The 25,170-nt window shown below is 43.6% G+C and carries 14 protein-coding genes; 13 read left to right on the forward strand and 1 reads right to left on the reverse strand.

The features are described 5' to 3' along the window. Positions 1 to 47: 47 nt before the first annotated feature. Positions 48 to 473, reverse strand: coding sequence for a hypothetical protein (locus KTR07_RS13205; protein WP_008763987.1), 426 nt, complete (start codon positions 471 to 473; stop codon positions 48 to 50). Positions 474 to 808: 335 nt separating this feature from the next. On the opposite strand from KTR07_RS13205, the gene KTR07_RS13210 reads away from it, so the two are divergent. The 13 genes from KTR07_RS13210 (at position 809) to KTR07_RS13270 (ending at position 25,158) form a co-directional block, all read left to right on the forward strand. After that, positions 809 to 3,382: a kelch repeat-containing protein gene (locus tag KTR07_RS13210; RefSeq protein WP_008763985.1), complete on the forward strand. Its 2,574-nt coding sequence runs from the start codon at positions 809 to 811 to the stop codon at positions 3,380 to 3,382. Between the two features lie 134 nt (positions 3,383 to 3,516). Next, positions 3,517 to 4,581, forward strand: coding sequence for a LamG domain-containing protein (locus KTR07_RS13215; RefSeq protein WP_008763984.1), 1,065 nt, complete (start codon positions 3,517 to 3,519; stop codon positions 4,579 to 4,581). A 22-nt stretch (positions 4,582 to 4,603) separates the two neighbouring features. Continuing rightward, positions 4,604 to 7,594: a TonB-dependent receptor gene (locus KTR07_RS13220; protein WP_008763983.1), complete on the forward strand. Its 2,991-nt coding sequence runs from the start codon at positions 4,604 to 4,606 to the stop codon at positions 7,592 to 7,594. Between the two features lie 14 nt (positions 7,595 to 7,608). Further along, positions 7,609 to 9,252, forward strand: a complete 1,644-nt coding sequence (locus KTR07_RS13225) for a RagB/SusD family nutrient uptake outer membrane protein (protein ID WP_008763982.1) — start codon at positions 7,609 to 7,611, stop codon at positions 9,250 to 9,252. Between the two features lie 33 nt (positions 9,253 to 9,285). Beyond that, positions 9,286 to 11,175, forward strand: a complete 1,890-nt coding sequence (locus KTR07_RS13230) for a GxGYxYP domain-containing protein (protein ID WP_224200475.1) — start codon at positions 9,286 to 9,288, stop codon at positions 11,173 to 11,175. A 102-nt stretch (positions 11,176 to 11,277) separates the two neighbouring features. Then, a complete protein-coding gene (locus KTR07_RS13235) occupies positions 11,278 to 13,554 on the forward strand; it encodes a GH92 family glycosyl hydrolase (RefSeq protein WP_008763980.1) in 2,277 nt (758 codons plus the stop codon). Between the two features lie 148 nt (positions 13,555 to 13,702). Next, on the forward strand, positions 13,703 to 14,284 hold the full coding sequence (locus tag KTR07_RS13240) for an RNA polymerase sigma-70 factor (RefSeq protein WP_008763979.1): 582 nt from the start codon (positions 13,703 to 13,705) through the stop codon (positions 14,282 to 14,284). Positions 14,285 to 14,685: 401 nt separating this feature from the next. Further along, entirely contained in the window at positions 14,686 to 15,654 is a 969-nt protein-coding gene (locus tag KTR07_RS13245) for a FecR family protein (RefSeq protein WP_011108163.1), read from the forward strand. Between the two features lie 195 nt (positions 15,655 to 15,849). Further along, entirely contained in the window at positions 15,850 to 19,212 is a 3,363-nt protein-coding gene (locus KTR07_RS13250) for a TonB-dependent receptor (protein ID WP_008763977.1), read from the forward strand. A gap of 28 nt (positions 19,213 to 19,240) precedes the next feature. Beyond that, positions 19,241 to 20,983, forward strand: coding sequence for a RagB/SusD family nutrient uptake outer membrane protein (locus KTR07_RS13255; protein WP_008763976.1), 1,743 nt, complete (start codon positions 19,241 to 19,243; stop codon positions 20,981 to 20,983). Positions 20,984 to 21,014: 31 nt separating this feature from the next. Next, positions 21,015 to 21,986, forward strand: coding sequence for a BT_3987 domain-containing protein (locus tag KTR07_RS13260; protein WP_032840455.1), 972 nt, complete (start codon positions 21,015 to 21,017; stop codon positions 21,984 to 21,986). A 17-nt stretch (positions 21,987 to 22,003) separates the two neighbouring features. Next, on the forward strand, positions 22,004 to 23,677 hold the full coding sequence (locus KTR07_RS13265) for a GxGYxYP domain-containing protein (protein WP_008763974.1): 1,674 nt from the start codon (positions 22,004 to 22,006) through the stop codon (positions 23,675 to 23,677). 26 nt (positions 23,678 to 23,703) lie between these two features. After that, positions 23,704 to 25,158: an alpha-L-fucosidase gene (locus KTR07_RS13270; protein ID WP_008763973.1), complete on the forward strand. Its 1,455-nt coding sequence runs from the start codon at positions 23,704 to 23,706 to the stop codon at positions 25,156 to 25,158. Positions 25,159 to 25,170: the final 12 nt, after the last annotated feature.

Consider the following 25,170-nt stretch of genomic DNA (forward strand, 5'->3'; position numbering starts at 1 on the left):
ATAAAAACAACTTCAACGCCCTCCTAATACTTATTACTTAATACCTATTACCTCTCCCCATTCCTTCTCTCTCCGATAATCAGAAAGACTTCATCTTTGAGGTCATCCGGCAACTCGATACCCCGTAGTTGCAAACTACGTACCCAGCCTGCGACATCAATGTCCTGCATGGTATATAACACATCCCTGAATTGGTTTGTTTCTTCGTCAGTATACGCATTTGCTTCCTTTCCGATGAACTGATCCAGTTCTTCGTCATCGTAATATTCAATTTTTTTGCTTACGGCGGCAAGCAAACTATCTTTCTCGCACACTTCGTGTTGTCCGCAGCATTCTATATCTGCTTCTTTCACTTCCGGCATACGGTCCAGTTCACCTTTTTCTATTTTCTGTTGCAGTCTTTTGTTGCGGATATAACCGGCTATCAATGCGATGATACCTAGCAACACCAAACTTATAATAAGTATCCACATAGTCTGTACTGATTCAATTTTCTGCAAAGTTACTTATTAATTTGCATTCTATCATGGATGGTATCTATTTCTTTTCTTACTTTTGCACGTTGCTAACTTAAATATATATTAGACGATGAAGCATAAGAAGTGGTTGACTGTCTTATTTATACACGGTAACAGGAGAAGATATCAGGTAAGTATATGGGCGGAAGGAAATGGCTGGGTGATAGAAAAAGGTGCGGATTAAAGAAAGAAACAGCCGGAACTGTAGGGTACCGACAAAGGTGATTTTCATCTGCTTAGGCGGTTATTTAAAATAATCCTGTATATTTGTGATAATAAATCGAAAGACTATGATACGACGTAGGCTTTGCCTCTTATTCCTACTGACTGGAATGACTCTGTTTGCTTATTCGCAAGGATTGTTGTTTCAGGCTAATGATAAAGAAATTAAAGAAAGGACTTCTCTTCAGATATTTCAGGAAGGGGAGATACCTTGTTTTACGAAAAACTTTCAGTTGAGCTTTGAACTTTCTATTCGCGATTTTGATACTTTTGGATATGTTTTTCTGCTGAAGGAAGATCAGGGGAAAACTAAATATAGCTTTACGTATACTTATCTGGATGGTGAGAACAGTACATTCAAGTTTAATACCGACGGAAAAGAGAATCATTATTCTTTAAATCTGCGCAATGATGCACTGGCTTATCAATGGATTCCTGTGTCTTTTGCATTCGATTTGCAACAGGACGTACTTACGATTCGTATCGGAGATAACGAAAAGAAGATTACTTCTTTAGGATTGAAAGATACTTTTTGTCCGCACCTCTTCTTCGGACGTTATGATTATATTTTGGATATGCCCACTTTTGCCATCCGCAATCTGAAGCTGGAAGGTGATAGAAGTCATTCATATACTTTCCCTCTGAATGAAAATGAAGGGGAAGAAGTGCATACTTCTACAGGGAAGGTTTTGGGTACGGTTGTCAATCCGGTGTGGCTCATCAACGGTTCTTATCATTGGGAGAAACTTTTTGAGTATTCTTTTCAGACTCCTTCGGGAATCACTTTTGAGCCGGACAGTCAGCGACTGATTATTTTCAGCCAGGATTCACTTCTTACTTATAATCTGTTGAAACGTCAGCCACAAAAGTATTCTTATAGCAACAAACTACCCGTAAAATTGCAGTTGGCTACTCATTTCATGAATACAACGGATGGTAAACTTTATGTTTATGAATTGAATAACCTGCCGTTGGGGGATGCTACGGTAGCGGCGCTCGATCTGAATAATCAGGAGTGGAAACAGACCGGAGTAGCAGCCTTGCCGGTACAGTTGCACCATCATGACGGCTTTTGGGATGAAACAACCGGAAAGTATCTCGTTTTTGGCGGTTTTGGTAATAAGCGTTTTAATAATACATTCCTCGAATATGATATCGAGGCCGACCGTTGGGATACCCTTTCTTATTCCGGCGACCGGATTATCCCCCGTTATTTCTCGGGTATGGTAGTCAATAAGAACCGGGAGCGTATCTATGTCTTTGGCGGGATGGGAAATGAATCGGGTGAGCAGAGTGTAGGCCGAAATTATCTTCACGATCTTTATCTGCTTGACAGAAAGCAGCAGTCTGTGCGACGTTTGTGGCAGAACGCTTCGGATCATCGTTTGGTCGTCGCCCGTGATATGATACTGACACCTGATGAGAAGTATATCTATGCCCTGTGTTATCCGGAATATCTTTCGGATACCTATCTGCAACTTTATCGCTTGACGGTTGATGATGGAACGATGAAGGCTTTGGGAGATTCCATCCCGATGCGTTCGGAAGAGATTATGACGAATGCTAACCTTTACTATAATTCATTGACGCATGAGTATTACTGTACAACCACAGAATTTGACAAGAAGGGGCATACGGTGATTCGGACTTATGTGTTGTCCGCCCCTCCGGTTTCTCTGGATGAAATCCGTTCTTACGGCTCCAGGTCTTCTCTGGAGATTCGTTGGTTATGGATAATGGCAGGAATAGGAGTATTATTGCTTGTCGGAGGTGTGCTGTTTGTCAGGAGAAAGAGGGGAAAACAAAGAAATGCGGTTCCGGAATCATCTTCTGTGCTCATGTCACCACCTGTCGGAAGAGAACCGGATAAAAGTGTACTGGGAAAAGAAATGCCTGCAAAAGAAGATTTTGAATCATCCATCGTTCGTCCGAATGCAGTTTATTTATTCGGTCCTTTTACGGTAATTGACCGGAATGGGCGGGATATTACTCATTTGTTCAGTTCCCGTTTACGGCAGGTTTTCATCTATATCTTGCTTCATAGTACCCATAATGGAGTATTATCTGCCTCCTTGAATGAGGTTTTCTGGGCCGATAAACCCGACGACAAGGTGAAAAACCTGAAAGGGGTAACGATCAATCAGATTCGTAAAAATCTGGCTGAACTGGATGGAGTGGAACTTGTACACGACAAGGGATATTTCAGACTGGTGTTTACTGACTGTTATTGTGATTATTTCCGTTTCCGCACCTTGAAGAATGCTGAAGAGGTGGAGAATGAACTCGGCATTTTATTAATGCGTGGCAAATTCCTTGATGGTATGGATGCAGGGATGATGGATCACTTCAAGCAAAAAGTAGAAGAGTTCTTGTCTTCCTTCCTGCCACTGGAAATCGAACGTCTGTATCAGCAGCATAAGTATGATGCCGTCATTCGTTTCTGTAATGTGCTTTTCCGGGTTGATCCGGTTAATGAGCTGGCACTGGCCTATGGTATGCATGCCCTTAACCATACAGGTTCGTCACAAGAAGCGATTCTGCAATATTCCCTGTTTGTGCGTGAGTACAGGCAAATGATGAATGAAGAATATTCTACTTCTTATGCAGAGCTGATGAGCAAAAATCCTCCTTTTCATCGATAAAAACATATCGGTTAATGATATTTATTCGCTTATTAATCCGTTATTAACCCATCACTAATAAGTTGCTTAACCTCGCTACATTATGTTTGCAGCGATGTTATTTACTTATTGTTTTATTTAAAAACCTAATACGTATGAAAACAAGATTCTTTATGAAACTTTGTTTATTCAGTTTGTTGGTTTGGTGTATCAGCTCGTGCAAGAGCGATAACGGCGATTCGGTGCGGCCTATTGCACTTGAATGTATGTACACGCATCTGACCGACATGACAAACATGCTTGATACCGCAAAGATCGGTACAAGTGACGGTACTTTCCCATTGGCAAATGCCCAGAACCTGCAAAAAGCTGTCGAAGAATTGCAAACAGGTATTTCTAAAGGTATGGCAGGCTACTTTGTTCTACAGTATGAAATAGATAACTACTGTATAGCCGCCGAAAAAGCGATTGCCGAATTTCAGGATTCCTATCAACAGACATTGCAACCGGGTACGCCTGCCGAATTAAAGGTATTCGGTATTGACGGTAAAGGGCGTATTGAATTTGGTTCCGATCCTGCTTATGGTGGTGGTAATACTTTCACCGTAGAAAGCTGGGTGAAGTATGATGCCGGTTTCTTTGAGTCGGGAATTGGCAGTTTCCTCTCTACTTTTGACGGTAAGCAGCCGAATGAAGGATGGATGATCAACTTCTTAGGTTCAAATCTTCGTACAACGATCGGTATGGGACCACAGGAAGGCCGCGTATTGGAAGAAGGCCGCGCTTATCCTGATAATTTTGGTAAATGGAATCATGTCGTGACGGTGTGGGATAACACCTTGTCTGAAGGACAGTTGAAGATGTATGTCAATGGTGAATTATTCTTCAGTAAGACAAATGATGTGAAGAATGATGCAGGAGTATTACAGAATTATATGCCTAATACCCGTAACCAGAATATGTGGGCATTCCAGGAACCGACTGACAACTCACGCTGTATGACCGGATTTATTAAGAAATTCCGTATGTGGAGTACTGCGAAATCGGCGAATGAAGTAAAAACGCTGATGAACTCGGATGTGACGGGAACAGAAAGCGGACTGGTATGTGCATGGGATTTCACGACAGTGGCCGAAGACGTTACCAACATTCCGGATAAGACAGGAAAACACGTTGCGAAAATTGTAGGTAACTACAAATGGTTTAAAGTTGAGAACTAACCTTAATAAACAGACGAAGAGTATGAAAAATAATACGATAAAAATAAAGGCTTTCCTCTGCCTGCTGCTTCTGATGTGCGGATGGGTAAGTGTGCAGGCACAGCAGGTGCTTACAGTAAAAGGTGTGGTAGTAGACGCTTTAAAAGAACCGTTGCCCGGAGCCAGCGTTCAGGTGGTAGGAATGTCTACCGGTACGGTGACTGACTTGGATGGTAATTTTAGTCTTCAGGTTCCGAAAGGAAAAACGATTGCTGTTTCTTTTATAGGATACGTGACGCAAGAACTGACTGTAAATCAGAATCAGTCGAACCTTACCATTCAGTTGAAAGATGATTCCAAGCAGTTGAATGAAGTAGTCGTTATTGGTTATGGTACGGTAGAAAAGAAAGATTTGACAGGTTCTATCCAATCCGTTACCAGCAAGGAGTTAAGTAAACTGGTGACTACCGATGTCACTGAAACACTGAACGGACGTGTCGGTGGTGTACTTGTGAACAAGACTTCCAATCGTCCCGGTTCGGATACGAAAATAGAGATTCGCGGTATCAACTCGTTCAATTTCTCGAATGAACCTTTGTATGTGATCGACGGAGTACCTTCTCAAACGGGAATGCGTCATCTGAACTCTGCCGATATTGAATCTATCGACATCTTGAAAGATGCCTCTTCCAGTGCAATCTACGGTTCGCGGGGTGCAAACGGGGTGGTGATTATCACTACCAAAGGGGCTAACAAGCGTCAGGGCTTTAATATTGACTATTCGGGTTACGTTGGTTTCAAGACTCCTACCCGTATTCCTGAAATGATTGGTAACATGGGCAATGGACTGGAATATGTAGACTATCGCACCGCTTTGTGGAAAAAGAAGTATGGTGATGCTTCACTGAGCCGTCCGGACTTCCTGACTGATGATGAGAAACGCCGTATCAAACATGGTGAATACTATGACTGGTTGCGTGAACTGTCGCAGAATGCATTGACTACCAGTCATTCTGTTTCCGCTACCGGAGGTACGGACAAACTCTCTTTCTCATTCGGCTTGGGATACTTGAAAGACGACGGTATGGTAGGCGATGAAAGTTTTGAACGTATTACTGCCAATATCGGATTGGAATATCGCTTCTCTGATAAGTTCAAAACAGGAATCAACAGTTATGTTTCTTTGAATAACACGAATGAAGGAGCCAATGATGCTTTGATTAATGCATACTTCCTGCCTCCTACGGTCAGCCCGTACGATAAGGACGGAAGCTACCTGTTTAATTGTCAGCCGACTTCCAGCAAGATCAATCCATTTGTTCAGATTGAAAATAATAAAAGAGAGAAAGAAGCAAACTATACCAACTTCTCCGGTTATCTGGAATATCAGCCGATCAAAGGACTGAGCTTTAAATCGCAGATTGCGGTTCAGTATGATTCGGACGTTTACGGAGAATGGGTAGGTACGATGACACAAGCCAAAGGAGGTCTCAATGCACCGGAAGCTTACCGGAAAGAAGGACGGAATATGAACTGGGTATGGGACAATATCATTACTTATGATAAAACCTGGAAGAATATTCATCGTCTGAATGCTATCGGTTTGTATAGCGTACAGAAAGAAACTCATAAGGGTTCGGAAATGCGCGGTGACGGTCTGCCTTACAACTCGGACTGGCATGCGATCGAAACAGCCGAAGAAATTCGTGATGTGAAGAGTTACTATTGGGAGTCATCCATGCTTTCTTTCATGGGACGTGTCAACTATACGTTGATGGATCGGTACTTGTTTACTGTAACAGGACGATATGACGGAACTTCCCGTCTGGCTACCGGCAATCAGTGGGGATTTATGCCGTCGGCAGCTGTCGGCTGGCAGATGAAGAATGAGAATTTCCTGAAAAACGTAGACTGGCTGAATAGTCTGAAACTCCGCGTCAGCTGGGGTAAATCGGGAAATAACAGTATTGACCATGATATTACCTGGACAAAGCTGGACCTGACTCATTATATCTATGGAGGTAAAGGTGAAAATGCTTTCGGATTAGGCGACCGCAAAGGTAACAAAGACCTTCGTTGGGAGATGACTTCGGAGTGGAACTACGGTATTGATTTCGGTTTCCTGAATAACCGTATCAACGGTACGATTGATGTGTATAACCGTACAACAAAAGATTTGATTTTCGCCCGTTCGGTAGGTAACCTCAACGGTTATGGCTCTATCCTTGAGAATATAGGAACGTCCTCCAATAAAGGGGTGGAAATAGGTCTGAACACGGTGAACGTCTCAAAGAAGGACTTCACATGGAAGACAAATCTGACTTTCTCTCTGAACCGTAATAAGATTGTAGACCTCTACGGTGATAAAAAGGATGACTTGGCTAACCGCTGGTTCATCGGTCAGCCGATGAAGGTGATCTATGATCTGGAAAAGGTAGGAATCTGGCAGACGGAAGATAAGGAACTGGCTGCTAAATACGGACAAGTGCCGGGACATATCCGTGTAGCCGATCTGGACGAGAACTATGTGATTGATGAACGTGACTATAAAGTACTCGGTTCTCCGTCACCCGACTGGACAGCAGGTATGACCAATACCTTTACTTACAAGAACTGGGATTTGTCTTTCTATATGTATGCACGTATCGGTGGTGTCTACAATGATGACTTCACTTATATGTTTACCGCATGGGATAATGAACACTGGAACAAACTGAATGTGAAGTACTGGACTCCGGAAAACCACAGTAATGAGTACCAGCAGATCGGTGCGCAATCCTACCATACTCAGGTATTAGGTAAGATCTCCGGTTCGTTCCTGAAAATACAGAATATCACGTTGGGATATACCCTTCCGGAAAACTGGATGAAGAAGATGAAGATGAAAAATGCACGTGCTTACATCAATGTGCAGAATCCGTTTACTTTCACCGACTATCTCGGTCCGGATCCCGAAACGATTGGTGAAGACGTATATAAGTCTTTGTCGCTTTATCCGATGACATTTACTTTTGGAGTGAATTTAACCTTCTAAATGCTTGAAACCTTATGAAACGAGTAAAAGAACAAATTAAATATTTGGCACTGTTAGCAATCTGTTTGCTAAGCGGATGCTCCGATTTTCTGGATAGTTATAACCCCTCGGCAGTAACGGACGATTTCTATAATACTAAAGAAGGACAAAAGAAATTGTTGACAGATATCAATGCCCGTTACCGCAATGTTTTCAATACAGGCGAATTGCAGTATTACGGAACTGATATCTACATGGCTATTTCCGAAGAACCTGCCGAACGTATGTTTAACGGCTATGACAAGACTTTCAACTCCACTGCTCCGATTGTAGGCGATTATTGGAAAGTACTCTATAAGATTGTGCAGGAAAGTAACATCTTGCTGAATCGTTGCACACCGGATATTGCAGGAAACGATTATACTTCGCTGACCGCACAAGCCCGCTTTTTCCGGGCGATGGCTTACTATTATCTGGTAGAAACATTCGGTCCCGTACCTTTGCTCACCGAAGAGAATACAAGCGTTATCCAGCAGGCGGAACGTACCGGTGAACAGGCTATTTACACTTTCATCATTACCGAACTGAATGATATAAAGGATAAACTGGACATGACCACGATTTCTGCCGGAAAGGTAACGAACGCCGCAGTCATTCACTTTTTAGGGAAAATGTATCTGACACGTGCTTACAAATCCTTTGCTGAAACAGACGACTTCTCCAATGCAGCAACGACATTTGATTTGCTGGTAGAGAATCCGGCCTCCGGTTATGCTTTGCAGGAAAACTATGCTGCTTTGTTCGATGAAAACAATCAGGCTAATTCGGAAGTAATCTGGGCGATTCAATATGGACTGGATAAGAACTATCGGGGTGATGGAAATCCGCAACAGGCACAGTTCGGATTTAATATTGTAGCATTGGAGCCGGATCTGTTCATTAAGAATCAGAATGATTACTCTAGTGTTTCCCGTAAATACTGGGTGAATCCGAAAGCGCACGAGCTTTATACAGACCCGGAAGCGGATACCCGTTATGATGCGACGTTCAAACGTGAATATTACATAAACAATCCGGATAATGCTGATTACGGTAAGCTGGGAATCTATTTCCCCCGTTGGAACGATAAATCGGGTATGAGTAATAATGCGAAAAGGTTTTATCCGTTCAAGCAGGACGATGAATATGTGTGGTATCCGCAATCTACGGCACTTCCTGTATTAGAAACTGCTTCAGATCGTATGCCGATGGTACGTAAGTTCAGCGATACCAAGATACAATGGGGCGAAGGCGGTTCTCGTGAAGATGTCATTTTTCGTTTGGGCGATACCTATCTGTTGTGTGCTGAGGCTTATCTGGGTGCCGGAAACAAGAAACTGGCATTGGAACGCATCAACAGTATACGTAAGCGTGCCGCTAAAGATGCGACCGCTTATGAAGCAATGAAGTTGACGGATCTGGATATAAATGTTATCATGGATGAACGTGCCCGTGAATTGATGGGAGAGCATGACCGCTGGTTTGACTTGAAACGTACTCAGACACTGCTGACACGTGTACCCGCATACAATCCGTTTGTGGTGAAATATGATAATTTGAACAAGAACCATCTGGTACGACCCATTCCACAAGATGAACGGAACAAGGTAGATGGATTATCTCAGAATGAAGGTTATTGATTAATGGTTAACTAACAAATGAAAGAAGTAATTATGAAAACGACTATATGTGGCGCTGCACTGTTGCTCAGCTTGACAATGGCTAGCTGTGAAGTGTACGAATCGCCGGAAATCAATCAAGGATTGAACGAAGAAAACAACACGTCCCTTTATACAGATGCTTATGATCCGATCAGTAATGTGGGTCAATACTATATGCCGGAAATGAAGGTGAAACCGAAGAAATACTGGAATTGTGTGGAAGTCGTAACGGTAGGCAGCCGTAATGAGCTGGGACAAACAGAGAAAGTACGCGGATTACAGTACCACCTGATGTGTCAGTCATTGGCCGGTCTGGCTAATCGTGCCGTAGAACAGGGAACAAGTGAAATAGCTGTTTGGCTGCACGATCACGGTGGTAGTGATTCCTATAAACTGTCTAAGCAGGCACTCGAAGATATGGGTATCCACGAACAGGGGATGCAGAGCGGACTGGAACTGGCACGTAATGATTATGGTCCGTCCGATGGAGTGACTATTCAGCTGAAAGGAATGTTCGACGGATATGTATTGACGGATATTGAGCATAATCCGGAGAGCGGTGTCGTAGCATCTGTTGCTTCTCATGTTTATAATTCTATTATTGTGGATGTCCGTGACAAGGAATATTATGAAGAAGCAGGATATACCATGAAATATGATGCAAGAAGCAAAACTACTGCACAGGCATGGGCGGAGTTCAAAGACAAGTGCAGCAACAAAGCATTGGTGATTATGCCTGTACAAACCGGTGAATTGCGTGAGTTTGCTATTAAGAATGAACTTTTCGTATTGAACTTGAATAAGCGTCAGGGAACTTCGATAGCCGGACAAAACACAGCTTTGCTGAAAGAAATCCTTGCCTGGCTGGAACCGAATGCACCTGTCTACGGATGGGAACAGGGAGTAAGTGAAGATGCTTTTGTCGATTTGGTTTCCAAAAGCGGTCATCCGATGATCCCTTGTGACTGGAGTTACAATCATTCCTTGACTTCATTGCTTTATTCTCAACGTCAGAAATCGACATTGGCTCGCGTGAAGAATCCGCAGTTTCTGGATTATACAAAGAAAAAGAATTTCGTTTCTTTCTTCCTTTCCGATGGTGACAATATTCAGTGGATGATGAATGACTTTAAAGATTTCTATAATGCGGCGGAGTCGGAAGAAGTACGGATGACGTATGGTATTGCTGCTTCAGTGCTTCCGATGATGGCACCGGCACAATTCGATAATCTGTTGAGTCAGCAAAAACCGAATTGCTCTATTTTGGAAATGCTGGGAGGCGGTTACTATTACGTAGACAATTATAGCGAGAATGGCGACCGGGCGAAGAATCTGAAAGTCGTGGCAGAACGCCTTTCGGCTCATATGCGTCAACATCGTGTGAAACTGTTGGGTGTAATGGCTATGAACGTAAAATCAGAGGCTGCCAAAGAAGCATTTCAGGCTTATGTAGATGCCAATGACCAGTTGGAAGGTATCGTAGCGCTTCAGTATAGCCCTTATGCAGGAGGTGAAGGAGACGTTATTTGGGTAACGAATAAAGCAGGGTATGATATCCCGGTCATTACGGTGAAATACTCTTTGTGGAATTTTGGAAACCGGAATGCAGAACGTGAAGGTACCCCTGCCTATATTGCCGGAAGATTGAAACAGGAAGCACAGCAGGAAAGTTTTTCTGTCGTATGTGTGCATGCATGGAGTAATTTCTCCGATCACGGACAGACGGAAGATCCGCTGATTGAGAACCAGTCCGGGGATATTCGTGGAGCCGGAGCGGCAAAGCTTTGTGCAGGACATCTGAACGATAGTTTTGAAGTAGTAAATATGCAGGAATTAGTCTGGCGTTTGCGTATGAGCCAGCGTCCGGAACAGACGAAGAAGTATCTGAGTGAGGTATTTTAATTAACCTGAGTTTCACAGGCTTTCTGCATGGTTTTCTCTGTTTTAACGTGGCAGGAGAAGTGATACAGAAGGCTTGTGAAACTTAAGCAAATAATAATAGATATGGTTACAAGATTGTTTTTCTTATCAATCTGTTTTCCTTTTCTGCTCACTTCGTGTCAGCAGTCAAAGAAGACGGTAGAGTTTGTAGACTACGTGAATCCTTTGATGGGTACCGAGTCTACTTTTGCGTTTTCGCATGGTAATACTTATCCTGCTGTGGCGGTACCTTGGGGGATGAACTTCTGGAGTCCGCAGACGGGGGAGAATGGCAGCGGATGGATGTATACGTATACTGACAGTCTGATGCGCGGTTTCCGGCAGACACATCAGCCTAGTCCCTGGATAAATGACTATGGTACATTTTCCATTATGCCGCTTGCCGGAGAACTGAAAATGAGTCACAAAGAACGTCTGGTTCCGTTCTCACATCAACAGGAGAAAGCGACTCCTTATAACTACAGTGTTACATTCAATAACGGATTGCAGACGTCTCTTTCTGCTACTTCCCGCGGAGCTGTATTCGAGGTCTCTTTCCCCGAAAAGGAAGATCAGTATGTAGTGGTAGATGCATACAACGGAGGAAGTTCAATAACGATTGAACCGGAAAAACGGTTGGTAAAAGGTGCGACACGTTATAATAACGGAGGTGTGCCGGATAACTTCGCTAATTACTTTATGATGGAATTCAGTCATCCCGTCATAGAATACGGTACTTACAATGGAGATACTTTGTTGCACCATCAAACCGATGTAGCGGCCGATTATACCTGTGCCTATCTGAAATTTGATGTTCCGGCAGGTGAAAAGCTGACCATACGTACAGCCTCTTCTTTTATCAGTCCCGAACAGGCTGCCATCAACTTTAATCGTGAAGTAGCTGATGCGGATGTACAACTGATCAGCGGGAAAGCCCGTGAACAGTGGAATAACTATCTCGGACGTGTAGAAGCGGAAGGAGGAACAGACGAACAACTTCGTACCTTCTATTCCTGCCTGTATCGTACATTACTTTTTCCACGTGAGTTCTATGAGTTTGATTCACAAGGAAATCCTGTTTATTACAGTCCTTATGACGGTAACGTGCATGATGGTTATATGTATACTGACAATGGTTTCTGGGATACGTTCCGTGCGGTTCATCCGTTATTCACATTGCTATATCCGGAAGTTTCGGAACGTGTGACGCAATCTATCATTAATGCTTATAATGAAAGTGGCTTTATGCCCGAATGGGCGAGTCCCGGTCATCGTGGTTGTATGATTGGCAATAACTCTGTTTCCTTATTAGTCGATGCATGGATGAAGGGGATACAAACGGTAGATGCCGAAAAAGCTCTGGAAGCGATGATTCATCAGACACAAGCCCGTCATGCGGAAATAGCTTCTGTAGGGCGTGACGGCTTCGAGTATTATGATAAGCTCGGTTATGTACCTTATCCGGAAGTTCCCGAAGCTACAGCCAAAACACTCGAATATGCTTATGCTGACTGGTGTATCGCCCGCTTTGCGCAATCGCTGGGTAAACAGGATATCGCAGACCAGTATTATCAGAAAGCCCAGAATTACCGCAATCTGTATTATCCGGAACATGGTTTTATGTGGACTAAGGATGCCAAAGGCAATTGGCGTGATCGTTTTGATGCTACGGAATGGGGCGGTCCTTTCACAGAAGGAAGTTCCTGGCACTGGACTTGGAGTGTATTTCACGATCCGGAAGGTTTATCTGAACTGATGGGCGGACATGAACCGATGGTAGCCCGTCTCGACTCTATGTTTGTGGCCCCGAACACTTATAATTATGGAACCTATGGTTTCGTTATCCACGAAATAGCTGAGATGGTTGCCTTAAACATGGGACAATATGCGCATGGCAATCAACCGGTGCAGCATGCCATTTACTTGTATGATTATATCGGTCAGCCTTGGAAAACACAGTACCATCTCCGTAATGTTATGGATAAACTCTACAATTCCGGAAGTAAAGGATACTGTGGCGACGAGGACAACGGGCAGACATCTGCTTGGTATGTATTTTCTGCTATGGGTTTCTATCCGGTTTGTCCGGGAATGCCTGAATATGCGGTAGGTTCTCCGTTATTTAAAAAGGTAACTCTGCATCTTCCCGAAGGGAAAAACTTCGTCGTTTCAGCAGCAGATAATGCGGCAGACCGTCCATACATAAGGAAAGCTCTGTTGAATGGACAAGAATTCACACGCAACTATCTGACGCATGATGAACTGAAACAGGGCGGAGAACTGAATCTGTCAATGGACAGCGTACCGAATCAGCAAAGAGGTACCCAACCGGCAGACTTCCCATATTCTTATTCCAAGTAGTTTCAATAGGTTTTAGTATACTTTTCATTGACCGATACGGAGAGAATCTTAATTGATTTGATCTGTATCGGTCATACAATAGGAATTTAAAGTCAGGCTTTGTCTTTGCTGTTTCTTTTGTTACCTTTGTGCATCTAATATGAGGTTTATGATACATTCTCTTCCATCTTCCGAACCCTTGACGGCACAAAAGCTTTTCTCAAAGCTTTATGTTTCCTACTATGCCCGTTTGGTTCGTTTCGCTTCCCTTTATGTAGGAGCTATGGGAGACGCAGAGAATATAGTACAAGATTTTTTCCTCTATTTATGGGAACGTAAAGAGATACTTCCGGAACTGCAACAGCCCGATGCATATCTTTTCTCCGCTGTCAAGCATCGCTGTCTGAACTTCCTTCGTTCACAACTTTCTATAGTAGACCGCAGGCAGCCGCTTTCTGATATTATGGAGCAGGAGTTTAAACTGAAACTTTATAGCCTGCAACTACTTGATGACTCTCAAATGTCGATAGATGAAGTAGAAAAACAGATCTGCCGTGCAATTGATAGCTTACCGGAACGTTGCCGGGAAATATTTGTCATGAGTAAGCTGAAGGGTATGAAATATCGTGAAATAGCCGAATCCCTTGGCATTTCGCAGAATACGGTAGAAGGTCAAATGGCTATCGCATTAAAAAAACTTAGGGAAGAGTTGCGTCATTGTCTGCCTTTGCTGCTTCTATTGAGCGTATAAGGATAAATCGCCTATGTATTGTCTTTGCTTCAGTCCATTCCATATACTTTAGTCAAGCTGAGTACTAATTTGCAGCTTATAATGAATGAATTTAGTTCCGGTTGCTTATAAATCTATTCGTCTGACAGTTGTTGAACTTTCGTCTGACAATTGTTATCTTTTCGTCTAACAACTGTCAGACGAAAGTTCAACAACTGTCAGACGATTAAATTTAAGTATAATGAATACTAAATCTGTGTACATCAAGAATTAAATCTTAGAGTAAATCCGAACAGATTAGTTCGTTTCAAAACAGTTCTTAGCTTAAACTTATTGGATTTTACTTCCCTTCCTTGATTTTTTTTCATTTTCCTTTGGTGGTAAATGTAAGTTGCTGTGTCTTCTTATTAAAAGCGCGCAATATGATGAATGAGAAATGGAATCAATACTTTTTCGGAGAACCGACCGAAGAGGAAAAACGGGAGCTTTTTCAGGAACTGGAAAAGAACGAAGATATGAAACGGGAATTTGCAGAAATGCAAAATATCGTAGGTCTGTCCGGATTATTACCCAGAGAAGATGATTCTTTGAAAGGCGAACGGAATCTGGAAGCAATGATGAACCGTCAGGAGAAAAAGCTGAGGCGGAAACGGGTGTTGCAAATCGTGCGGTATACTACTTCGGCAGCCGCTATGATTGCTCTGACGTGGATGCTCGCCTGGTATATGTTTGTTGGCTCGGAGACTCCTTCTTATACGGAGATTACAGTTCCGAAAGGGCAACGGGTACATTTAACCCTTCCGGATGGTAGTGAGGCATGGTTGAGTTCGCTTTCTACGTTGAAGTGGCCTTCTGTTTTTTCGTCCGATGCCCGTACGGTAGAACTGGATGGAGAGGGGTTTTTCACTGTGACAAAGGATGCTTCCCGTCCTTTTACAGTGCAGACGCAGAAGTATGATGTAAGAGTGCTTGGTACGGAATTTAATGTGTATGCTTATAGTAACAGTGAGAAGTTTGAGACAGACTTGCTCTCGGGTAAAGTGAGGGTTAGCTCTACCGGATTTCCAGAAGAATCGGTGAATTTATTGCCTGACGAGAAAGTATCTTTGGTAGATGGAAAACTGGTAAAGTCTTCTTCTCATTTTGGAGGAAAGGAATATCGTGAACAAGGAATTTATGACTTTGAAGAATTACCGTTGGGCGAAGTGCTGGAAAGATTGGAGCAATGGTATGATATTCATTTTACTGTAGATGATCCATCTCTGTTGAGTAAGATTATTTCGGGTAAGTTCCGGCAAAGCGATCAGATTGAAACGATTCTGAAAGCAATTAGCCGTGCGGACTTATTTGAGTACAAAATACTGTCACAGCGAGAGATAACGATATATTAATAATCTGATTAAAATTTAATGCCTATGTAACACAACGGAGTAGAATAAAACGAAAGTAAATAGACATCAAAATGAGGAATAAAAAGGGGGAAAGTGGTGCAACACTCTCCCCAATTCCTCAGCTATTAATACTTTCTCTGTTTCACGTTTTTGTGAACCTAAAATAAAGTACTAACAAAACCACTTAGCAAAGTTATGAAAAAAATCTTTTCACTGCTCGCTTTGGTCCTGTTTATTAACCTTTTTACATACCAGGCCCAGGCACAGACAGCAGTTGTGAATATTAATAAAACTTCGGTTTCGCTAAAAGAACTGATTCAAGAAGTCGAAAAACAGGCCGGATATTTGTTTGTCTACGGAAAAGACATCAATATCGAACAGAAAGTAAAAATCAATGCCCGGAATAAACAGGTAAAAGCATTGCTTGAAAATGTATTGCCGCAAATAGGGCTGACGTATGAATACGCCGACAACTACATCTCATTGAAGAAAACGCAGGTAGAGAAAAAATCAATAGGTAAAAAAATAATAGTCAAAGGAACCGTAGTAGACAAAAGTGGCGAGCCTATTATCGGAGCTAACATCATGGAGCAGGGAAGTGCTTCTAATGGTACGATCACAGATATCGATGGTAAATTCACGTTATCCTTGCCTTCCAATTCGGTATTAGCGGTTACGTATGTGGGTTTTTCCACAAAGAATATTCCGGTGAACAATCAGAATGCCATTCAGATTGTGATGGAAGAAGATTCTGAAATTCTGGAAGAAGTAGTGGTTGTGGCTTACGGTACGCAGAAGAAGATTTCTTCTACAGCTGCTGTATCAAGCATGAAGACTAAAGATGTAGCGCAAAAGCCGGTTATCAATATTTCTAATAGTTTGGCAGGTCGTATGGCGGGAGTCATTGCAAAACAAGGATCGGGAGAACCGGGAGCTGATGGTTCTGATTTGAGAATCCGTGGTGTGGCTACATTAGGGAACCAATCTCCATTGGTCGTAGTGGATGGAGTTCCCCGTGACTTTTCACGTATCGATCCGAATATGATCGAGGATATTACTATCCTGAAAGATGCAGCTGCCGTAGCTCCTTATGGTATGGCCGGTGCCAATGGGGTAGTATTGGTAACAACAAAAAAGGGAAAAAGCGGTGCTCCGGTACTTTCATACAATGGATATATCGGTTTTCAGAACCCGACCCGCATCACTGACCAGGTTAATTCGTATGAATATGCTTTGATGAAAAACGAAGCGGCTATGAATGCAGGTTATCCCAATTATTATGCCTACTCACAGCATGATCTGGAAATGTACCGGAAAACCTGTGCCGGAGACCCCGATGCCGATCCTGACCGTTATCCTAATAGCAACGGTCTGCGTGACTTGGTACAAAACAATTCTGTGATTACGAATCACAACTTGCAATTATCCGGTGGTAGCGATAAATTCCAGTACTACGTATCTTTAGGATATTCTTATCAGGAAGGAATGTGGAGTACTACCGATTACCAGCGTTTTAATCTGCTGGCTAATTTAAGCGTGGATGCCACCAAATATACGAAAATCAGTTTAAGTCTGGGTGGATGGCACGAAAAGAAGAATTATCCGGGTGCCGATACAGGCGACATCATGTATCAGGCATATCGTACACCTCCTATCTCTGCTATACAGTACTCGAATGGTCTGTGGGGACAATATGTAGGTAAGTCACTTTTCGGGCTGACCTATCGTAGCGGATATCGTCAGGAGCCGGCCGACCAACTGAATACTTCTCTCTCCATAGAGCAACAGCTTCCCTTCATTCAAGGGTTAAGCATCAAAGGAGTAATCAACTACGATCCGTATCGTGTGAAGAAAAAGAAATATCTGACACCGATACCTGTATACACACTGGATGCATCACAAACTCCGTATCAATTCGTGGAAGGATTCCAGGGACCGGAGAAACCGAATCTGGAACAATCGTTTGAAGAAAGCGTGAGCATGACTTATCAGGGAATGATTAATTACTCACGGACTTTCGGCAAGCATACGGTTACTGGACTCGGAGTTATTGAAGCACGCGAAAGAAACGTATGGAATATGAGTGCCAAACGTCTGAATTATAATATTAACATAGATGAAATCAATGCGGGAAGCAGTGACCCTGCCGATATCAGCAACGGTGGTACGTCTTGGAAAGAACGTCAGGTAGGTTATGCATTCCGTTTGGGATATAATTATGATAACCGTTATATGGCGGAAGTTTCCGGTCGTTATGACGGACACTACTATTTTGCTCCAGGCAAACGTTTTGGTTTCTTCCCTGCTTTCTCACTGGGATGGAACTTGCGGGAAGAATCCTTTATGAAAGATGTCGAATGGATGGATAAACTGAAATTGCGTCTTTCTTATGGTGAGTCCGGAAATTTGGCTGGTAGTTCCTATCAATATATGAGTGATTACGGATTCGGAAACGCTGTAAACTTTGGCGGTGTACCTATGATGGGTATGTGGGAGAACTTGCAGGGGAACCCGAACATTACTTGGGAGAAAGCTAAGAAGTTTGACTTCGGTGTGGAGTTTTCCGTATTGAACGGTATGTTTTCTCTGGAAGCTGACTATTTCTATGAGAAGCGTTCGAATATGCTGATGGCTCCGAATGCATTGGTTCCGGCAGAATATGGTATTCCTTTGTCACAGGTCAATGCGGGAAGTATGCACAATCAAGGTATTGATTTATCTCTGAATTTCAACAAACGTATCGGCAAAGACTGGATGATCAGTGCAAAAGGTACTTTCACTTTCGCACGTAATATTCTGGATGAAGTATTTGAGACGGAAGCCACCTTTAATAATCCGAATCGTCGCAGAACAGGACGTCCCGACGGAACAATGTTCGGATACAATGCTTTGGGGTACTTTACTTATGACGACTTCAATCCTGACGGTTCCTTAAAGGCCGGCATCGCTACTCAACCTTGGGGACAGGTATATCCGGGTGATTTGCGCTACGAAGATTTAAGCGGTCCTAACGGCGTGCCTGATGGAAAGATTGACGAACACGACCAGACAGTGATCGGCTTCTCTAACTGGGCGCCCGAAATTATTTTCGGTCTGGCTCCTACTGTCCAATGGAAGAACTTCGACCTGAACGCATTGATTCAAGGGGCTACCCGTACCAGTATCTCATTGGGTGAGACTTTGGTAATGCCTTTCTTTGATTCCGGTTCGGCTACTAAGTTACAATTCAGTGATCACTGGACGCCGGATAACACGAACGCACCTTATCCCCGTCTGACCAGTGAAGTAACGGTGAATAACCATCGTCAACCTTCTTCGTGGTGGGTACGTGATGCTACTTATATCCGTTTGAAGAGTATTGAAATCGGTTATACCTTGCCTCGTTCGGCACTGAACTTTATTGGTATCAGCTCTGCCCGTGTATATGCTTCCGGACAAAACCTCTGGACATGGACTCCGTTTATGAAAGAGCTGATCGACCCGGAAGCCAAATCCGCTAATGGTAAATACTATATGCAGCAGGCTGTATATGCTTTTGGTTTGAATATTACTTTTTAATTAGTTAACCATCATAACAAGATAGAATATGAGAATACATAATATAATAAAAACAGTTTGCCTGGCAGGCTCATTAGCCTTGCTGTCTGCCTGTGAAGACTGGCTTGAAATAGAGCCGAAAGACCGTTTTGGAGATACAACGGTCTGGGGATCGGAAGAAAATGCCGATATGTTTCTGAATGATATCTATAATCAGTTGCCGCATCTGAACAATGAAACACAGAATCTGGACCAATATTCGGATAATTCATACGTAGGTGCGGAATGGATGAATGCCCGTACAACGATTTATACCGGAGCATTATCTCCTACCAGCTGGATACCCGGCCCCTGGGATATGTGGAAATGGGGACGTCAGAATAATGACGACGCCAAAGGACAGTATGAGCGTATCCGTTCCTGCAATCTTTTCATTACGAAAGTAACAGAATCCGATTTCTCGGCAGAATATAAGAAAGAACGCCTTGCAGAAGTGCGTTTCCTGCGTGCCTGGTTCTATCACTATCTTTGGATGGCGTACGGTGGTGTGCCTATCATCACGGAAGTGCTGGATAATAACGTGAGTACGGATATCTTTTATCCGCGTGAGACTGCACAGAAAACATTTGAGTTTATCGACAAAGAGTTGGACGAGATTAAAGATGATCTTCCTCCGCGCCGTAGCGGTTCCGATCTGGGGCGTGCTTCCAAAGGAGCAATTCTGACACTGAAAGGATGGGTGGAACTGTTTCATGCCAGTGAATTGCGTAATCCGGGCAAAGACAAGAAACGCTGGGAAGCAGCTGCGGCTACCTTGAAAGATGTAATTGACTTACAGGTCTATCATCTGCAACCGACTATTTTGGACCTTTGGACAGAAGCTACCAACAATAACGATGAAGTGATCTTCGACTTCCAGATGTCTAAGCAGAATGGAGGGCGTCGTGAAGGTCTGTTCGGTCCGGTGTTTGTAAAAGGAGTACAGTCCAGTTGGGGAAATATGCAGCCTACACAGGAACTGGTTGACGACTATTGCATGGCCAACGGATTGCCTATCACTGATCCTGCATCCGGTTACAATAAGAATAATCCTTATAAAAATCGTGAGAAACGCTTCTACCAGAGCATCCTGTATGATGGATCTATGTGGCAGGGGGAAGAGATTATTACTCGTGTAGGAGTAGGTAGTCCCAATGAGATTGATACTTCTTCGGATAGTGACGTTACGAATACGGGATACTACACTCGTAAAACGATTGATGAATCCGTGAATGGAGCGGACAATCTGCAAATGAGCAACGGAATGGCAAATTATATTTTCTTCCGTTATGCAGATGTGTTGCTGATGTATGCAGAAGCTTCTTTGGAAGCGGGAGATAAACCGACTGCCATCGAATATCTGGATATGGTGAGAACACGTGGAGATAATATGCCTTCTATCGGCGATACTTATCCGCAGGGAATCACAGAAAATCAGTTGCGGGAAATCATTCGGAGAGATCGCCGTATAGAATTGGCATTTGAAGATAAGCGTTGGTGGGACATTCTTCGCTGGAAGATTTGTGATGGTGAAAACGGAGTGATGAATAAACCGATTGGTGGTATGAAGATAGAAGATACCAATGGAGATGGTGTGTGGGAATACAATTATCATGAAGTTGGTAAACGTACCTTCCTGCCACGTATGTATTATCAGCCCATTCCGCAGTATGTGATAGACAAGAATCCGGTGATCCGCGAGCAAAATGGTGGTGAAGACGGATGGGTAAACGGGCAGAATCCCGGATATTAATAAAGAATGTAAACCTTGAAAGATTATTCGTATGAAACTAAATAGATTTGTCATGGCGGCAAGTGCGGTACTTTGTTCGTTTGCCTTGCTGAGTGGATGTAGTGATGATGATGTTTGTAAAGTATATATTCCGGAAGCCAAAACTTTGCAGATTAAAAACTTCGATTTGGGTGAAGAACTGAGAGAAGTATTTCATGTGGCTGTGACTGCCAGTGACTATGTGACCCGTTCCGGTAAGGAAGTGGGAGGAGATGTAAAGGTACAGTTGACTGTGGATGAGGCGAAGGTGCAGGAGTATAATTCTTTGTGTGGGACAGACTATCCTTTGCTTCCTTCCGATTGCTATACGCTGACAACAGAAACTGTGATTCCGGCCGGGGAGAGTTCTTCTGCCGATCTGGTGCTTACGGTAAATGCACAGGGAAAAATCCAGCCGTTTGATTCTTATTTGTTGCCGGTCACTATCACTTCGGTAGAAGGTGCGCAGGCGGATCATATTCAGCAGACAGTATATTACCTTTTGAGTGGTGCGGAGGATGTATGGGCGATGCCATTGGCCGACCGCAGTGCATGGCAGGTAGTAGAAGTTTCTTCGGAAGAGACGAGCGGCGAAGGGTCGGATAACGGTCACGCTATCCACGCTTTTGACGGACTGAAAGGAACTTTCTGGCATACACAATGGAAAGGCAACGAGCCTCAGCCACCACATCATATCGTAGTAGATATGGGGCAGGAAGTGAAAATGCTGGGCTTTCAGTATGTATCCAGAGATCATGGTGAAGCATGGCCGCAGGAGATGACGATGGAAACCAGTCTGGATGGCTCGAAGTGGGAGTCGGCAGGAACTTACAGCGACCTTCCTGCGGGGGCAAAAGAGGAATTCCGTTCCTATTTTCCGGGATTTAAGCAGGCACGTTATTTCCGTCTGACAATAACTGCCGTGTATAGTGGCAAATGGGCAACAGCGGTAGCAGAGATTAATGCGATTTCTATTATTAAATAACAGAAAAAACGATTACCATGAAAAAATACATTTATATACTTTTGACGTTCTGTCTGTTAATCTCCTGTATGGAAGATCCGACGGCAGGTGTGGTCGTTCCTAAATATACTCCGTCTACCGAGAATCCGGGAGGTCCGGGTGAAGAACCGGGTGATGGGCTGATAGATCCGGCAGAACCGCTGGACAGGGGATTTATGCATCTGAAAGGTCGTGAACTGAAATCCCTGAATTCTATTTCCATCACAGGACTGAATGATGGCGAGAAAGTAATTCTTTCCACTTTGGCAGGGCTTGCGGCAAGAGTGACGGGCGATCAGGTTTATATCAATGAAGGAGGTCCTTCTTCCGTATGGTTGAAGCAGATGCAGAATAAGTACGGAATTCCGGTAAATACTTATAATGCTTTGGCTCCGTTGGTACAGCATTATGTAGAAACCGGAGTGATCAAGGGGTATATTGTCTATACGCCTTATTCGGAAGGACAATCTCATTCGATCAATGTAGCTACTTCTTTATGTGGGTTGCTTCGGGGGATTGCGGTACCGGAATCTCTTGTCGATAAGGTAAAGGCAATGGGAGTGACAACCGAACTTATGGACGTAAGGTCTTATGATGAGAAGTGGTTGTACGAGAATTATAAAGACCAGTTGGACAAGAGTCTTGCAGCCGATATGAAACCGGAAATCTTCCATCACCTGCGCGATTATATCACAATGACCAATGCTTTTGCTTTTTATGACTACAATGCGCGCAGGGATTGGTCATGGCGTACTTCTATACTGAAAGATCTGGATAAAGGAGCTTATTGTTTCGGTTATTATGATCTGGATGAATGGGGCATGGTGAATAATGCTTCTCAATTGGGTGTTTCTATGTTGCCGACCGATCAGGCGGCTAATCTGGCCACGTTGAGTAGTATATATGATACAACAGGACTGAAACAGCGTCCGGCAACTAAAGAAGTGGTTACCGAAGAGAATGTGCACTATGTGACATTCCTCGTCAGTGACGGTGATAATATTGCGTTTAACCTTTGGGGGCAACAGGGATACATGGATCATGACCTGCACGGTCAATTCCCACTCGGATATACCATTTCACCTTCTCTGTACGATTTGGCTCCGGCTGCTTTACGCTGGTACTATGAGAATAGCAAAGAAGGCGATTACTTTGTAGCGGGTCCGAGTGGCAGCAGCTATATATTCCCGAGTAAGATGTCGGATGCCGACCTGGACGATTATCTGGCTAAGTTGAATGAGTATGTCGATAAGTCAGGCTTGAATATCTGTAATATTCTGGATCAGAAGATTATGGATAATCCGAAAGTTTACAATAAGTATCTGGCTCAGCCTAATATCGATGCGATTTTCTACACAGGATATGGAGAAAAAGGGGATGGAAGAATCAAATTTTCGGATAATGGCAAGCCGGTGATTGAGCAGAGAAGCGTATTATGGGAAGGCATCGACGGTGGCTCGAACAGAGGTGAAGAATCGACTGTCATTTCTCAGATCAATAGCCGCTCTGCCAATCCGCATAGTGCCGACGGATATACTTTTGTATTTGTACATTGCTGGACAAAGAACCAGCAAAGTATCAAAACCGTCATTGATGGATTGAATGACAATGTGCGTGTTGTTCCGGTCGATCAATTCGTGCAGCTGGTGAAACAAAATCTGGGTCCTAAATAAACGAATATACTCGTAAGTTATTTATTATGAACATAAAAGTATTAGTTGCATCGGCAGTTGCTGCATTCAGTTCTCTGCCGGTCATAGCTCAACAAGCACCAGCTCCTTGCGGGTTGGTTCCGAGTGCCCGTCAACTTGAATGGTACAATCGGGAGATGATTGCTTTCTTTCATTTTGGAATCAATACATTTGAAGAATATGTGAATGAAGGTGACGGGAAGGCAAGTACGGCAATTTTCAATCCCACAGCCCTGGATTGCAGGCAGTGGATGCAGACATTAAAAGCAGCGGGGATTCCCGCTGCTATTCTGACTGCCAAGCATGCCGACGGATTTTGCTTGTGGCCTAGCAAGTACACAGATTATAGTGTGAAGAATGCAGCGTGGAAGAACGGTAAAGGAGATGTAGTCCGCGAGTTTGTCGATGCTTGTGAAGAGTATGGATTGAAGGCAGGAATCTATCTGGGACCTCATGACCGTCACGAACACCTTTCACCTTTATATACGACCGAACGCTACAAGGAATATTATGCCCACCAGCTTGGCGAACTGATGAGTGATTACGGTAAGATATGGGAAACATGGTGGGACGGCGCGGGAGCCGACGAATTGACAACGCCTGTTTATCGTCATTGGTATAAGATTGTCCGTGAAAAACAGCCGGATTGCGTTATCTTCGGTACAAAGAATTCTTATCCGTTTGCTGATGTCCGCTGGATGGGGAATGAAGCGGGAGAAGCGGGTGATCCTTGTTGGGCGACGACTGACTCAGTAGCTATTCGTGATGAAGCTCAGTATTACAAAGGTTTGAATGAGGGTATGCTGGATGGTGATGCGTATATTCCGGCAGAAACAGATGTTTCAATACGTCCCAGCTGGTTCTATCATGCCGAAGAGGATAGCCGTGTGAAGAGTGTCCGTGAACTTTGGGATATCTACTGTACCTCCGTGGGGCGTAATAGTGTATTGCTTCTGAATTTCCCGCCCGACAGACGTGGTTTGATTCATTCGACCGATTCGCTGCACGCCGCCTTGTTAAAACAGGGGATTGATGAGACTTTCAGTACGAATCTGTTGAGAGGAGCCAAAGTGAAAGCGACCAATGTACGGGGTGCAAAGTATAGTCCGGAAAAAATGCTGGACAATGAGAAAAACACTTATTTTGCCGGAAAAGACGGAGAGGTAAAAGCGGATATAATTTTTACCTTGCCCAAAACTATTGAGTTTGATTGTCTGATGATCGAAGAAGTTATCGAATTGGGACATCGGACGACGAAGTGGAGTGTGGAGTACACTGTTGATGGCAAAAACTGGATCACCATTCCGGAGGCGACGGACAAGCAGGCCATTGGTCATAAATGGATTGTACGTCTGGCACCGGTGAAAGCAAAGCAGGTACGTTTGCGTATTCAGGACGGTAAGGCTTGTCCGGCTATCCATACTTTTGGCGTATATAAACAGTCACCGGTTTTCAAATTATAATATAAATTAGAC

It is taken from the genome of Bacteroides sp. MSK.20.82 (genome assembly GCF_019052485.1).
GTDB classification, from domain to species: domain Bacteria; phylum Bacteroidota; class Bacteroidia; order Bacteroidales; family Bacteroidaceae; genus Bacteroides; species Bacteroides thetaiotaomicron.

What these genes read in the sequence shown, in the direction of transcription:
- KTR07_RS13220 (WP_008763983.1), top strand. Translation starts at nt 4,604, where the DNA reads ATGAAAAATAATACGATAAAAATAAAGGCTTTCCTCTGCCTGCTGCTT.
- KTR07_RS13270 (WP_008763973.1), top strand. Translation starts at nt 23,704, where the DNA reads ATGAACATAAAAGTATTAGTTGCATCGGCAGTTGCTGCATTCAGTTCT.
- KTR07_RS13250 (WP_008763977.1), top strand. Translation starts at nt 15,850, where the DNA reads ATGAAAAAAATCTTTTCACTGCTCGCTTTGGTCCTGTTTATTAACCTT.
- KTR07_RS13230 (WP_224200475.1), top strand. Translation starts at nt 9,286, where the DNA reads ATGAAAACGACTATATGTGGCGCTGCACTGTTGCTCAGCTTGACAATG.
- KTR07_RS13225 (WP_008763982.1), top strand. Translation starts at nt 7,609, where the DNA reads ATGAAACGAGTAAAAGAACAAATTAAATATTTGGCACTGTTAGCAATC.
- KTR07_RS13255 (WP_008763976.1), top strand. Translation starts at nt 19,241, where the DNA reads ATGAGAATACATAATATAATAAAAACAGTTTGCCTGGCAGGCTCATTA.
- KTR07_RS13210 (WP_008763985.1), top strand. Translation starts at nt 809, where the DNA reads ATGATACGACGTAGGCTTTGCCTCTTATTCCTACTGACTGGAATGACT.
- KTR07_RS13205 (WP_008763987.1), bottom strand. Translation starts at nt 473, where the DNA reads ATGTGGATACTTATTATAAGTTTGGTGTTGCTAGGTATCATCGCATTG.
- KTR07_RS13240 (WP_008763979.1), top strand. Translation starts at nt 13,703, where the DNA reads ATGATACATTCTCTTCCATCTTCCGAACCCTTGACGGCACAAAAGCTT.
- KTR07_RS13235 (WP_008763980.1), top strand. Translation starts at nt 11,278, where the DNA reads ATGGTTACAAGATTGTTTTTCTTATCAATCTGTTTTCCTTTTCTGCTC.
- KTR07_RS13260 (WP_032840455.1), top strand. Translation starts at nt 21,015, where the DNA reads ATGAAACTAAATAGATTTGTCATGGCGGCAAGTGCGGTACTTTGTTCG.
- KTR07_RS13265 (WP_008763974.1), top strand. Translation starts at nt 22,004, where the DNA reads ATGAAAAAATACATTTATATACTTTTGACGTTCTGTCTGTTAATCTCC.
- KTR07_RS13245 (WP_011108163.1), top strand. Translation starts at nt 14,686, where the DNA reads ATGATGAATGAGAAATGGAATCAATACTTTTTCGGAGAACCGACCGAA.
- KTR07_RS13215 (WP_008763984.1), top strand. Translation starts at nt 3,517, where the DNA reads ATGAAAACAAGATTCTTTATGAAACTTTGTTTATTCAGTTTGTTGGTT.